Source organism: Photorhabdus temperata (assembly GCF_025384845.1).
GTDB lineage: Bacteria > Pseudomonadota > Gammaproteobacteria > Enterobacterales > Enterobacteriaceae > Photorhabdus > Photorhabdus temperata.
In genome coordinates, this window is the sequence record NZ_JAJAFX010000061.1 from 1 (window position 1) to 13,342 (window position 13,342).

Sequence of the window (13,342 nt, forward strand, 5' to 3'; positions counted from 1 at the left end):
ACTTTTCCATTGATTAAAGAAAAATAGGGGCTGAATGTGAATCCATCTTCGCTATCATTTTTATTTTCAAATAATAATGGCGAATTATTACTATGCTCACGCTGGAATCTGAATAAACGCCCGTCCAGATAACGCACTAATTTATATTTACTCCAATCAATCGGCACTGCCTGATAACCGTTATCAAAATCTCGCTTAAAGTCATAAGAATCAAAATAACTTTGTTCCGTACTATTATTGGCCTGCGCATGTTCATATAACATTATTTTGGTAACATGTTGCAAAGCAACTAAATCTTTATTTTTCATGATTTTCCAGATATCCTCATAGGCTTTTTTAACCAGTTCAGTGCTTGCCGCTGTCTCCGGTAAAGGGGTAGCCGTCGTCCAGGCCCAGACAGGCAGATCATTTAATGTCACTGTCCGCTGCGCATAATAAAATCCCCTATCTTTAAGATTTTTCTCCGTAATTTTGCTGTACTGAGTGGTATCAATATTAAAATTAATGGACTTCATGCTGGTTGGTTCCAACGTACCATTTTTATCTGCCACACTGGCGATAATATTAGTCACTTCATCAGACTCATAAGGAGTTACCCTTACCAATCTAACCTTGCACTCAGTACCTTTTTCTTGATAAACATACCCCTCTTTTGCATTTCTGAACGGCGCTATTTCAATATAAATAGTATTTTTACCATTTTGCAATATCGGAGCAACATTGTAACCCGTCGAGATGGTCCCTGTAATTGAACCCAAATTACTTAAAGTATAAATCCCATTGACTCTAAGAACACAATAAGCACGGTTTGTTTCTAAATAAGTAATATATTTAACTGTATCCATCGCATTTCCCCCATAAGCTGATAATGAAAATAAGGCCACAAAAAACAAAATAACTTTACTCATTGCGATAGCCTCAGTTTATATGCCGATTTTTCTTTCGGCAGTTTCGGATATATCTCCCATTTTTTCTGCCTCTTGGTGTCCACATTGGTTTTATTTTCAATAGAATCACCATTATTTTTAGATGGCTTACTTCCCACCCCATACTCCACATAATAACTGGCAACGATCCCCTCATGGAAAAACACCAAACATAACCCATTATCTTGCTTATCCAATTCAAAACACCCTTCCGCTTCAATATCCGCACCGGCTTTAAAATATCCTTCCACCAGATAATATTTAAAGCCCGCCTGAATATTGGTTTCCGCCCTAATCGCCAGCGTACCCCTGACCATATCCCCCAACTGGAATTCCATCTCCCGCTCTTCATTGCCGGCATATTTGAACGACAGATTTAACGCTCCTTCCAGCACCATATCTAATTGCGCCCCCAGATAAGCGCCGTCCCGCCCGTCGTCTACCGCCGCCTTTCCTTTTAACCCCTGCTCACGAATTAAGGCGATTAATTTCTCAACACCGAACTCCGTGGCAAATGCCTGAATTAAATCCAGCCGTAATTTAATCCCAATCAGCGGTGCTAATTCCACCGCAACCGCCTGTTCAAAATATGCCTCATTGCCATGCGTAGCATTTACCAGTTTACTGCCGCCACTTAATTTTATTTCCGGCGTCTGGATTTCCATGTCCAGCAGTTTTATTTCCTGACTGCCTTCACTGGAAAACAGTTTTTGTAATGTCTCAACCGCCTGAAGCCCTTTATCCACTAACCCCAGTTTCCTGCGTTTGGTTTTAAACTCTTTTTCCAGTTCATGTGTGAAAGTATGGGAATAGGGGCCTAACGTGTAAGCAAAACTCCCTTCGACAGTTAACGTGTCCGTTAATTCATAACCCGCCGTGCGTTTATGCCAGTTTTCTCCCGGCCTTTTCGCATGCGGATTGGCTTTTTTCCTTTCCTCAAGCGCCTCCGCTTTTCTTTCCGCCACACTTCTTTCCCGGACTTCCTGCTCTGCCCCTATCGTCACCTCCAGCGTCCATTCATATTGCGGCAAAACATGGATTGTCGTGTAAAGCGCATCAACCGGACCCAATAACAACGCCTTCACCTTATTGTCCGCCAACGGGAATGAACGCGTGACAAAAGGCTGGCCGTAGCATTGCGTCAGCTCAAGAATATAATCGGTATGGGGCAAATGACTCAGCTCCCCTGGCTGAAACAGTGACGATTCAATAAAGCCCAGCGGATCATTTTCTATCGGATCAACCAGTAAAGTGTGACTGGAAAAATGGATTTTATCCTCGGTACCCGGACCATTTATCGGGTTTTTAGCCAATTCATAAAACTGAAACACCGGATTATCCGGGCTATAAAAAATCGCTTTCGGGCACTGCGGATTGTCAGATACACACCGTTTTCCCACCAGGGAAATCGCCACGGGAATACCGTCGGCTTCATCAACCACCCAAATATCCCCTATCGGTTCAATCTGGTGATAAATAAAAACCCGTTTACCGACTTTTAAGGTTAATTTATGAATACAGGGGTCCGGGATTTTGCAATCGCAAACGGCACTTTTCATATTAACTGAGAGCATGTTTTTTCCTTAGCCAATATTGACACTACCACCACCAATCACTATTCCGCCACAATTCACCGCATCTCCGGTTCTCGCAGCGGATTTACCGTCAATAAAAACGGTACTGGAACCACCGGCAATTATTCGTGAATGGGATGAATGAGGTGCCAAAATATCCCCCTGACGAGCCAGAGGAATATTATCGGCTTTTACACTGGTAGATCCCGAAATAACCGGCGTTGCTTGACAATCATCATGTGCCGTACCGATATCACCAATTTTTACCGCATTACCCATATTCCCTCCTCATATCTCACAAGGTTAAAATAATTAGTCCTTAAACTGGAACCAAGGTGATGATGAACGCCTTAACTCCTGAAATAACAGTTTCTCAGCCCGAATATGCCCCGGCTCACCGATACTATTCAATATACGTTTATAATGGGCAGGCGATTCTTCAACAGACCGGTGTCTTTGTGAAAAGAATAATTTCAGTATTCCCCGGATACTGTGATCATCGGTAATACCGATATTTTTTAATTCGGTAACCAGTACCCGGATATAACCGACGTAATCAAAACCCTCAATAATTTCCCATTCGATAACCGACGCCACCAATGTCTGTACATAACGTTCAGCAAAAGCAGCATCAATCTTTTCCAGTTGTTCTGACGTAATCGACAATAGCTTTCTTTTATTGCTGGCGCCTTGCGGATAGTGTTCTCTGGCAGCGAGAAAATCATGGCTTTGAATATTGCCCTGATAGTTAGTGGCAATTTTATCTATCGGCCCCATAAAGCAGTGAATTTCCCAGTCACTAAGTACATTGAGAAAATCCCAGATATTGCGCGGATCATAAAACCGGAAGAATACCGGTTTATCCTGACCGGGTAATAATACTTGTAAATGCTTACGCAGATGTCGACGTAATGTTTTCATGTCCGCCTGAGTACTCAAGTAAATCCCCCAAGGCGTTTTCCACTCCTCCAGATAGAGTTTAAACCTTTCTGTGACCTCCACTAAATAAGGTGCAACCTTAAGTAATTCAGGCGATAAAGATTCATCATAAAGACAAGTGTAAGGAGGCTTAAAATGCCCCAATATAAGCAGCAACCTCGATTCAGTTGCAGCGTCAACGACGGCATAAAGTTTCTCTTTAACCATTGTGATTTTTCTCCATCGGACAATGTGCAACAAACATCGAACCGGCATGAGCGGCACTTTGCAAAATAGCCGGATTAACCGGTTGTAATAAGACGCCGGGATTGCCCCCAGAATTCAGGTTAATAGACGGGCCTTTAATATCCACACCACCCGCATGAATAACGATAAAATTATTACCCACTTTCAGGGTGATTTTGCCGCCGCTTTCTACTGTGATGTCATCATTAGTATCGATACTGAATACGCCCTGTATTTTCTGTATCACATCGCCTTTAACCTGCAAGGCTTTGTCACCGTCAACCTGAGCAATATAATCACCGGTGGTTTTATGTTCCTGTTGCCCCTCAACAGTCACTTTACGGTTATTGGCGACCGCCAGTTCGTCATCATGTCCAATCGTGGTTGTGCGGTTGTAATTAATTTTCTCATCCCGGGAATTACGGACCTGAATCGCCAGATTTTTCTGCGCGTGAATAAACACCTCTTCCCGATCTTTCTCATCCTCAAACCGCAGTTCATTGAAACCCTCTCCTTTATGGGTTTTTGAACGGATTGACATCTGAGTTTTTGCTATCGGTAACGGGTTCGGCACGATGTTACTGGCATGATAGGTTCGGCCAATAATAATCGGCTGGTCCGGGTCACCATGCAAAAAATCTACTAGTACTTCCTGACCCACGCGCGGGATGGCAATCATGCCCCAGCGCTGGCCGGCCCAAGCCTGGCTGACCCTAATCCAGCAGGAGCTGTGATCATTAAATTTGCCATATTCGTCCCAGGCAAACTGCACCCGTACCCGCCCGTATTCATCACAGAAGATTTCTTCCCCTTCCGGGCCAACCACGGTCGCGATTTGCAAGCCGTCAATGCGCGGTTTGGGGTAAGGTGAAGGACGCCATACCCGGTAACAGTCACCAAAGGTGAAGCTGTTGGTCAGGCTCGTCCCCCTCTCACCAAAACAGGATCCATCCGCCTGCGGTTGTCTGCCGTGGTGACTGATTTCAATCACTTGCCAGAGAGTATTAAATTTCTCTTTCGGGTGATCGGTCAGTGTAAACCCCGAAGCAGCCGAAAGGACAAAACAGTCACTTTGCCCGTGACCGAGCATCGCGTCACGGCGAAGGGCTTCCAGACGATATTGACTGATCCGCTGACCAGTTTCGTCTTTATAGCGCCCGGGAAAATCATAGTAATAGTAACTGTGCAGATCTGAGCGTTGATGGTTAAGCTGACGTTCGTGATAGAAATACTCGGCTGCCCAAACAGGATTTTTAAAGGTACGATCACGCAAAAAAACCTTCGCAATGCCGACCTGTTCACGCCAGCGAAATTGATTAATACAGCATTGGCTTCCTGTCTCATCCCTTCCTGGATGGTAGGGCAGTGAATGGTTACCATTTATTCGATGAGAATCAAAAAAAACCACTAACGGTTCACCCTGCTCCGGGTTGAATACAAAGTAATAAAATATCCCTTCATCCGCCAATAAGCGCTGGAGAAACACCAGGTCGCTTTCATCATACTGAACACAAAATTCCCGCTCAGGATGTTCATAACGCAGGTTACAAACGAAGTTCCTGACCCCATTTTCTTTCAGCAATTTTCCGACAATATCGGCAACGGATTGGCGCTGAAAAATGCGGGAATTAACCCGTAATCCCGCACGCCATAAACCCGGATGCAGTGTCAGGGAATAATGACTGCGATGACGCCCTGTCGTGCTTTGTTCAAACAGCGTCACAATCCCGGTCACACTGCGCTCCGGTTGCCCGTCGCGATAAACGGTCAGTGTGGCGGAATTATCCAGCACATCAGCAAAATCAATATCCGGATCAGCGCTGGTTAACGTGGCTTCCAGACAGAACAACGTTGACAGCGCTTCATTAAGGGTGAATTCAACCACAGCAAAAGTTTGCTCCGGGAGATTACCTACGGTGAGGGTAAAAACCAGTCCTGAATCCGCCATTATATTCCTCCTGACAGAGCGAGGTTGACGCTCAAGAAATGAAAGAAATCGCTTAAAATAACCATAATCTCACCTTACATTGACTCAAATGATTACCGAACCTGTTTTACCGGCAGGTTAATCAGCCCAGCTTTTATCCACCCTATTTCGACCGAGCGCTTACCCATTCCTACAGCCTAAAATTATCAACCACCATCGGTTTGGTTAACTAACATACGAATGGGAGAATAGAAAAGGGAAGGAAAAATCGACTTATTTTTTCGAAAAAACAAGATTTCCTTCTGGCAAGAATAGGAATTCATGCAGGATATTAATAAATAAGTGAACGCAGCCAACAAAGCAGCAACTTGAAAGATGAAGGGTATATAATTAACGACATCGACCCAATTGAATTAACAGGAATCGCTGGCTTAAACCAGCGATTAATTAGCAAGAGATAAGCAGGAAAACAGAATTAACGATAAATCTCAAACAGCGACATGCCTTTCATATCGGTAAATGTTTTATATGATGCCTGAAGCGCAGCTTGTTGCTGATAATAATTAGAAATCGTCGAGTTCCATTCCACATCGACCAGCTCACTCAAACGGCTTTTATTTGCCAGGCTACGTTCTGCGCCCAGGCTGTTTAATTCTTCAATTTCTTTCAGTTGTAAACCAATTACTGATTCCACAGAAGAAATATTATTCAGCGCATTACGGGCGCCACGGCTTGCCTTATTCAGCAATTCCATCGCATTATCACGAGTTTCTTGATCTGCCCCTTGAAGTGGCGTTTTCAATGACTGAATCGCCATGTCGATAGTTTTGAATATATCAGATTCACTGGGACTGCCATCCGGCTCTTTTACCGGGTTGCTGGTAGACGAGAGAAATACCTGCTTCCCAGTATGCCCGATAATCATAGAGCGGTTGCTATCCACTTTCTGAGTCACTTCCTCATAACCACCGTTGTAACTGACGACACCGCTTTTACTCTCATCAAAAGGTTTTACATCCGTTTTATAGCCGGAAAAAATATAGCGGCCATTACCATCAGTCGAATTACCCAGATTAACCAGTTGTTCTTTAAAACCTTCCAGTTGGATAGCCAGCGAGTTACGGTCTTCATCACTCAATATACCGTTTACTGTGGCGACAAGGCTTTCACTGACATTTTGTACGACACCAACGGATTTGGATACGACGCTTAATTGCATAGAAATCGCGTTCTTGGCAAATGAACGAGCCGTCATATATTGCTGATTCTGAGATTCAGCCTGAGCTATCATCACGCCCTGAGACGCGGCCATAGGATCATCTGATGGGTTTATCACTCTCTGACCACTGGATAGCTGTGCTCCCTGCTGCATCCATTTTGACTGAGCCAAAGTGATGCCAATCATTTTCTGGTCGTACAATATATTGGTACTTACACGCACGATATCACTCCTTTCAAATATTCAGCTAAACGCCCAGGATATCTGACCATCCTCAGGCTATTTTTAATGAATGCCACGTTTATCGGAGATCTAAAATGGCATTAAACAACGTTGAAGCTGTCTGGATCACTTGCGCATTCGCCAGATAATATTGCTGCAAACCCTGCAACGCGCCGTACTCTTCATCCATGTTGACACCAGAAACAGATTGCTGTTCAGCATAAAGCTGCTTAGTAATATTGCTCTGAGTTTTTAAATCAACATTGGCGGTGTTGGTCTGGTTACCAATCGTACTGACCATCGAAGCATAAGCGCCGGAAAATGAGGCTTTACCATCAACCAGTTTTTTACTCTGCAATTCAGCGAGTTTTTTGACATTGACGTTATCACTTGGCCCGGAGTCTTTAGTACCGGCAGCAGCAAATTGTGACGCATCTTTAACATTAACTTCCATGCCGCCAATAACACCGCTGACCGCTCTCAGTGTGTATTGGTCATTCACTTGTGCATTAGTTGAATTAATTTCAACTTTCAATCCATCAAATTCCAGTGTATTACCCGTCACTTTGGCAGAAATATCGGCTTTATCAGAGGCACGTTGTATTTTCCAATTAGCACCATCGTAGCTGATATGGTAATCACTGGCTTTTACCGCCGTGGTATCTGCATATTCCACTTTAAAATCGGCAGAACCTTTATTTTTGCTATTGGAAATAACATCCGGGTTATTAAATGTGAAGAAATCTTCACCCGGTTTGCCCTTCAAATCAAAACCAGCACGGTGAACCTGATTAAATTGATCGCCCAATACCAAGGCTAATTGGTTTAACTGATTACGGGAATTATCCAGCACTTCACTACGCGCCCGTAATGTGCCACTTAATTCACCTTGATTAATGAATTTTTCATTAATCTCAACCACGTCACCAAAACCACGATCATAACCCAACGTGATACGGCTACTATTCGCATTAGATGAAACAGGTTCTACTTTGTATGCGGTTGTCCCCTGAACCAGCGTCAACCCACCGGCAAAAGTCACATTATAAGAGCCATCCTGCTGAGTTACGCTCACACCAACCAGCTTATTCAGCCCATTGACCAATTGATCCCGCTGATCAAGCAATGCGTTTGGTTCAGCACTACTACCGCCCTTCATTCGGGTAATTTCACCATTCAGTTTGGCTATTTGCTCAGCATAGTTATTGATGGAATCAACACTATCCGTTATGCCCTTATTAATGTTGTTTTCCATATTACGCAGGAAGGTATCCGCACTTTTCAACTGGTTTACCAGCCCCTTTGCGTTACCGATAGTTGTTGTTCTGGCTGCGTCATCTTCAGCATTACTGATGATATTTCCTAAACTGGTAAAGAAGTCATCAATGGTGTTTGAAAGGCTATTCGCTTTATCTGCCAGCAAATTATCAATCTGGGAAATTTGCTGGGAATATGTGGTCAATGCACCTTGTTTCGCCTGAGAGGCAGAAAGCTGATTATTAATGAATTCATTATACTGACGGTTAATATTGGTGACAGTAACACCATTTCCCATAAAGCCAATGGATGTCATCGTACCACCATTTTGATTTATAACTGTTGATTGCCGGTTATAACCGGGAACACGGGCGTTTGTGACGTTATTACTCACTGTTCCCAGAGCAATCTGAGCAGCCTGAAGGCCACTCATCGCGGTATTAATAAGACTGTTGGACATCAGTAGATCCTTTTGCGTTTTAGTTATGTCTCCGCTGGTGGCGGCAAACAACCCTTCAGATAGGTAAAAACAGTGTCTGAACTGTTATAATTTATCGGCTGAACTCAACAAAACTTGAGCAAAATGTGGATCAGAACAGTTTACTTAAATCGTGGGTATACGCTTTCACCGCCTGCTCTCCGGCACCTTTCAGCTGTTGAATAACAGAGACCAGTTTTTTCGCATAGCCGGGATCGGTTGCATAGCCCGCCTGTTGCAGAGAATAAGCCCCCTGCTCCGGCGTAACCGAGCTGGCAACGTTGGCGTAACGGGGGCTTTCTGTCAGTAACTTGACGTAATCTGTAATCGCTTCTACGTAAGAACCATAAACACGGAAGTTATCCTTCATTTTCTGTGGTTCGCCGTTAATATATTCGGTGGTCAGGATATTGGTTACCGGCCCTTTCCAGCCTTTACCCGCTTTAATACCAAACAGATTATGGCTTGGCTTACCGTCGGCAGTCAGGATTTCTCTTTGCCCCCAGCCCGACTCCAGCGCAGCCTGAGCGATAATCAGCAAATGAGGAATACCACTGCGTTGGCTGGCTATTTGCGCGGGAACCGAGAGCGTAGAGACAAAGTTGGTACTGTTCAGGGGAAGCGGCTTAAGTGCAGCCGCAGGTTTCGGCGCCGTCCGGCGGATAAATTGCTCAAGCGCCGGTCTTGGCAATGTTTGCAAAACGTCGTTATCCAGTGTCATAGGCATTTTCCCAGCCATTTCACTCGGCGCGGTATTGGCGTTAGAAAGCTGCTTGAGCATCATATCGGCAAAACCCAGCCCCTTCTGAGACATATTCTGCGCAATTTGCTGATCGTACATCGAAGTATAAAGGCGTGTCTGTTCACTGCTCAGAATGCCATCTTTAGGCAGAGCCGAACGCATACTTTTCAGCATCATCTCAACAAAGATACCTTCCACTTGTTGGGCTACCTGCCGTAGCCCTTGCTGTGAGTCTTTTGCCAAACTGGATTTCAGTGCGTTAACCGATTGTACGTCATAAGCAGCACCGGACAGGGTTGAAAAATCACTCATCAGATGATCTCCAGTTTTGCCCGCAGACAACCCGCACTTTCCATTGCCTGTAAGATCGACATTAAATCATTCGGTGTCGCACCCAATGCATTCAGTGCCTGAATAACACTATTCAAACTCGCACTGGCGTTAACCTTCTGCAACGAACCACCCTGTTCACGGACAGCCACACTGGGATTACGGGTGACAACAGTCGCTCCACCTGCGAATGGGGTATTTGGCTGATTAACCACAACCTGATTCTCAACAGTGACAGAAAGATTTCCCTGAGCAACGGCACAACTATCCAACATAACGTTGCGATTCATCACCACCGAGCCGGTGCGGGAGTTAATAATCACTTTGGCGTCACCCACATCAACACGGATAGTCAGGTTCTGCACATGAGAAAGGAATTTAACTTGCTCGCTCCTATCCTTCGGCATACGTAATTGCACCGTGCGGGCATCCAGCGGCGTTGCTGTCCCCGTTCCGCGCATACGATTGATCACGTCGCTGATTTGCTGCGCCAGGGAAAAATCTTCGTTATTTAACTGAAGATTAAGTGTGCCATTCTCACCAAACTGTGTTAGCAACTCACGCTCAATAACCGCACCGTTACTAATCCGGCCCCCCGCCAGCTGATTCACTTTCACACTGCTGCCACCAGAACTGGCACCCGCGCCACCAACCAGAATATTGCCCTGAGCCAGAGCGTATATCTGATTATCAATGCCTTTTAGTGGTGTCATCAGCAAAGTACCGCCACGCAAGCTTTTGGCATTGCCCAGAGAAGAAACCACCACATCAATATTCTGTCCGGCACGACCAAATGGTGGTAATTTTGCCGTTACCATCACAGCAGCCACGTTTTTCAACTGCATATTAGTTCCTGGAGGAACCGTGATCCCCAACTGGGATAACATATTGCTTAAACTCTGGGTGGTAAATGGCGTCTGTGTGGTCTGGTCACCGGTCCCATCCAATCCGACAACCAACCCATAACCAATCAACGCATTTTCACGTACCCCTTGAACCGTAGTCAGATCACGGATACGTTCCGCCGATGCAGGGACTGTCATCAGAGTCAGCAATGCAAGAAGAAGGCTGACAGCAAATTGTTTTATCATAACCATCCCCTTTTAAAACGGTGCGACATTCAAGAAGAAACGCTGTAACCAGCCCATGTTCTGCGCTTCATTGATATAACCATTCCCCACATATTCGATGCGGGCATCCGCGACCTGATTAGAGCTGACGGTATTATTGGCACTGATAGTCCGAGGGTTAACCACCCCGGAGAAACGGATAAACTCGGTTCCCTGATTGATGGCAATCTGCTTTTCACCAACAACATGTAAGTTGCCGTTTGCCAGTAACTGATCAACTGTCACGGTAATCGTACCTCTGAATGTGTTATTGGCATTAGCGCCCCCTTTTCCGCCGAAAGTATTCTCACCTTCCATATCCAGATCAGTTTTATCTCCACCTATTAACCCTTTCAGGAAGCGGGGAGTCAGTGCAGCGGAAAAAGTCGTTTTCCCGTTACGGCTGGCATTAGCAGAAGAACTTTTACTGGCGCTGACATTTTCCTGCAAAGTAATCGTCAGGGTATCGCCAATATTTCGTGGGCGGCGATCTTCAAATAACGGCTGATAACCATAATAAACAGGCTGCACTACCTGAAAAATGGCGCCATTCGGTACTGGCGCGGTTGCCGCGGAAGGTGCTGCGGTTGTGGCCCCCCCAACCAGAGGTTTTTGCGGGATATAGGCACAGCCCGTGAGTGACAATACCGCCAGTGCTATACTGCAACGCCATTTATTTATCGCATTTTTCCGTAAATTGCGGGACTGACAAACAGCGCTGGTCTCGGCAACAGCCATTGTATCCATCTTCGATGCTCTTAATTTATCTCTGAATAACGGGGAAACTACGTTCCCCCGTGGTTCTGATTGATGATTAGGTTACAACTGAGTCAGCTTTTGCAGCATCTGATCAGAAGTTGACACAGCCTTACTGTTAACTTCATAAGCACGCTGAGTCTGAATCATGTTGACCAATTCTTCAGCGACATTGACGTTAGATGTTTCTACATATCCCTGATAGAGTAACCCGGCGCCATTGATTCCCGGCGTGTTTTCAGCCGGCACCCCAGAGCTGTTTGTCTCCAGATAAAGGTTTTCACCGATACTTTCCAACCCGCTGTCATTGATAAAGGTTGTCAAGGTAAGTTGCCCAACCTGCTGAGGAGCAGATTGGCCCTGCACTTTTACACTGACCAAACCATCATAGCCAATGCCCATTTCTATGGCGTTATCAGGGATTATGATTGCCGGAAAAATCTGAAAACCACCAGCGGTTGTCAGTTGCCCATTCTGATCTGTCTGAAATGAGCCATCACGGGTGTAAGCCGTGGTGCCATCGGGTAACTGAACCTGAAAGAACCCCTGTCCTTTAATCGCAACATGCCTGCTGTTATTGGTCTGGGATAAATTCCCCTGACTGTGCAGACGTTCTGTCGATACCGGACGAACCCCGGTACCTATCTGTAAACCAGAAGGTAAGCGGGTTTGTTCCGATGACATAGCACCTGGCTGGCGAATGTTCTGATAAAGCAGATCTTCAAAAACAGCGCGCTGACGTTTAAAACCATTAGTGCTGACATTCGCCAGGTTATTGGCAATCACATCCATATTAGTTTGCTGGGCATCTAGCCCAGTTTTAGCAATCCATAATGATCGAATCATCAGTTTTATCCTCTGTGTCTAAATCAACTCATTGATAAGAGCTGATTGGCACGTTGTGCATTTTCATCTGAGCTATGGATAACTTTCATCTGCATTTCAAAGCGACGAGCGTTGGCAATCATACTTACCATGCTTTCCATCGGGTTGACGTTACTTCCCTCAAGCACACCAGGTATTAATTTCACCTCATCGCTGGCAGGTAAGACATCACCCTGTAACTCTTGCGCCTGTTCAGTCATGTGGAAAAGGCCATCGTCGCCACGGACCAACTGACTCTCTTCAGGTTTCACCATTTTCACTCTACCAAGCAGCCCTAACTGAGTGGGAGGATCGCCGGCAATCAACCCAGAGATAGAACCATCAGCAGCCAGTGTTAATTCAGTCTGTGGCGGAACCTCTATCGGGCCGTTATCACCCACCAGCAAGTGACCCTGAACAGTTAACTGACCTCCCGATGAAATTTGAATGCTGCCGTTACGGGTATAAGCCTCAGAACCATCTTCAAGCTGAACAGCCAGATACCCCCCCTGCCCAACAGCCACATCAAGCGGGCGGGCAGTATAGTTCATCGGCCCCTGACGATGGTCAGCACCCGGTGTTGAAGCCACAACCAAAGTACGGGTGTTATAGGCGGCCCCTTCAACGGGAACCGCCCGCAATGCAGCCAGTTGTGCCTTAAAACCCGGCGTTGATGCATTTGCCAGATTATTTGCCGTCACCGCCTGATGTTCCAGTGTCTGACGAGCACCGCCCATTGCGGTATAGATGACATGATCCATAATGCTATCCTGA

General features: G+C 45.6%; 12 protein-coding genes. All 12 read right to left on the reverse strand.

The window, feature by feature from the left end:
- On the reverse strand, positions 1–908 hold a 908-nt coding region (locus LGZ99_RS19175), incomplete at its 3' end, for a hypothetical protein (protein WP_262979458.1).
- On the reverse strand, positions 905–2,500 hold the full coding sequence (locus LGZ99_RS19180; protein ID WP_262979459.1) for a hypothetical protein: 1,596 nt from the start codon (positions 2,498–2,500) through the stop codon (positions 905–907). The genes LGZ99_RS19175 and LGZ99_RS19180, both read right to left, overlap by 4 nt.
- Before the next feature lie 9 nt (positions 2,501–2,509).
- Complete coding sequence (locus LGZ99_RS19185) at positions 2,510–2,779, reverse strand: type VI secretion system PAAR protein (protein ID WP_036838326.1); 270 nt, start codon at positions 2,777–2,779, stop codon at positions 2,510–2,512.
- Positions 2,780–2,812: 33 nt separating this feature from the next.
- On the reverse strand, positions 2,813–3,646 hold the full coding sequence (locus LGZ99_RS19190; protein WP_023045728.1) for a DUF4123 domain-containing protein: 834 nt from the start codon (positions 3,644–3,646) through the stop codon (positions 2,813–2,815).
- Positions 3,639–5,612 (reverse strand): type VI secretion system Vgr family protein, encoded by a 1,974-nt coding sequence (gene tssI / locus LGZ99_RS19195; protein WP_036838323.1) that lies wholly within the window; start codon positions 5,610–5,612, stop codon positions 3,639–3,641. Before tssI ends, LGZ99_RS19190 begins: the two co-directional genes overlap by 8 nt.
- A 454-nt stretch (positions 5,613–6,066) precedes the next feature.
- The gene (gene flgL / locus LGZ99_RS19200; protein WP_021326478.1) at positions 6,067–7,032 is read right to left on the reverse strand and encodes a flagellar hook-associated protein FlgL; all 966 of its coding nucleotides are present in this window, start codon (positions 7,030–7,032) and stop codon (positions 6,067–6,069) included.
- Between the two features lie 79 nt (positions 7,033–7,111).
- Entirely contained in the window at positions 7,112–8,749 is a 1,638-nt protein-coding gene (gene flgK / locus LGZ99_RS19205) for a flagellar hook-associated protein FlgK (protein ID WP_036838320.1), read from the reverse strand.
- A 130-nt stretch (positions 8,750–8,879) separates the two neighbouring features.
- A complete protein-coding gene (flgJ, locus tag LGZ99_RS19210; protein ID WP_021326480.1) occupies positions 8,880–9,821 on the reverse strand; it encodes a flagellar assembly peptidoglycan hydrolase FlgJ in 942 nt (313 codons plus the stop codon).
- A complete protein-coding gene (locus LGZ99_RS19215) occupies positions 9,821–10,930 on the reverse strand; it encodes a flagellar basal body P-ring protein FlgI (RefSeq protein ID WP_036838319.1) in 1,110 nt (369 codons plus the stop codon). Before LGZ99_RS19215 ends, flgJ begins: the two co-directional genes overlap by 1 nt.
- Positions 10,931–10,942: 12 nt before the next feature.
- Positions 10,943–11,695 (reverse strand): flagellar basal body L-ring protein FlgH, encoded by a 753-nt coding sequence (locus tag LGZ99_RS19220; protein WP_036838317.1) that lies wholly within the window; start codon positions 11,693–11,695, stop codon positions 10,943–10,945.
- A gap of 72 nt (positions 11,696–11,767) precedes the next feature.
- Positions 11,768–12,550 carry a flagellar basal-body rod protein FlgG gene (gene flgG / locus LGZ99_RS19225; protein ID WP_023045732.1) on the reverse strand — a complete coding sequence of 261 codons (783 nt, stop codon included), beginning with the start codon at positions 12,548–12,550 and terminating at the stop codon, positions 11,768–11,770.
- Between the two features lie 23 nt (positions 12,551–12,573).
- Positions 12,574–13,329: a flagellar basal body rod protein FlgF gene (locus LGZ99_RS19230; protein ID WP_023045733.1), complete on the reverse strand. Its 756-nt coding sequence runs from the start codon at positions 13,327–13,329 to the stop codon at positions 12,574–12,576.
- Positions 13,330–13,342: the final 13 nt, after the last annotated feature.

Bases quoted from the DNA above. Each gene is read 5' to 3' on its own strand.
- LGZ99_RS19215 (WP_036838319.1), bottom strand. From the start codon at position 10,930: ATGATAAAACAATTTGCTGTCAGCCTTCTTCTTGCATTGCTGACTCTG.
- LGZ99_RS19220 (WP_036838317.1), bottom strand. From the start codon at position 11,695: ATGGATACAATGGCTGTTGCCGAGACCAGCGCTGTTTGTCAGTCCCGC.
- tssI (WP_036838323.1), bottom strand. From the start codon at position 5,612: ATGGCGGATTCAGGACTGGTTTTTACCCTCACCGTAGGTAATCTCCCG.
- flgG (WP_023045732.1), bottom strand. From the start codon at position 12,550: ATGATTCGATCATTATGGATTGCTAAAACTGGGCTAGATGCCCAGCAA.
- flgJ (WP_021326480.1), bottom strand. From the start codon at position 9,821: ATGAGTGATTTTTCAACCCTGTCCGGTGCTGCTTATGACGTACAATCG.
- LGZ99_RS19230 (WP_023045733.1), bottom strand. From the start codon at position 13,329: ATGGATCATGTCATCTATACCGCAATGGGCGGTGCTCGTCAGACACTG.
- LGZ99_RS19190 (WP_023045728.1), bottom strand. From the start codon at position 3,646: ATGGTTAAAGAGAAACTTTATGCCGTCGTTGACGCTGCAACTGAATCG.
- LGZ99_RS19185 (WP_036838326.1), bottom strand. From the start codon at position 2,779: ATGGGTAATGCGGTAAAAATTGGTGATATCGGTACGGCACATGATGAT.
- LGZ99_RS19180 (WP_262979459.1), bottom strand. From the start codon at position 2,500: ATGCTCTCAGTTAATATGAAAAGTGCCGTTTGCGATTGCAAAATCCCG.
- flgK (WP_036838320.1), bottom strand. From the start codon at position 8,749: ATGTCCAACAGTCTTATTAATACCGCGATGAGTGGCCTTCAGGCTGCT.